This is a genomic window from Rhodosalinus sediminis, assembly GCF_003385555.1.
Classification (GTDB): domain Bacteria; phylum Pseudomonadota; class Alphaproteobacteria; order Rhodobacterales; family Rhodobacteraceae; genus Rhodosalinus; species Rhodosalinus sediminis.
This window is the reverse complement of sequence record NZ_QOHR01000121.1, coordinates 1-306: the sequence shown is the minus strand read 5'-3', so window position 1 is coordinate 306 and position 306 is coordinate 1. Positions and strand designations below refer to the sequence as shown.

Sequence of the window (306 nt, the reverse complement as noted above, 5' to 3'; positions counted from 1 at the left end):
CGCCATTGTCGCTCGGACCAATGGCGCTCCAATGGCGACCATTCCAGGCTGTCGGGCTCGACGACCCGTTCGATCCGCGGCAGATCCTCGGGCAGGTTGCCGCGGTTGCGCTTGGCCGGAGCCGACTTGCGACGCGGCGCGTCATCGGACGCGGTCTGCTGGTCCCGCCGCTCCTCGACCTCGGCGACGGCCGTCTCGAGATCTTCGAAGGCGAGTTGCCGGTCGTCGGCGTCGAGCTTCTCGGAGCGCTTTCCGTGCACGACATGGTTCAGCTCGGCGACCAGGTGTTCGAGACGTCGGTTGATC

General features: G+C 67.3%; 1 protein-coding gene. It reads right to left on the bottom strand.

Annotated features, from left to right (window positions below; all coding sequences use genetic code 11):
* The coding region (locus DRV84_RS15365; protein ID WP_192881443.1) for an IS66 family transposase at window positions 1-306 on the bottom strand (306 nt) is incomplete at both ends.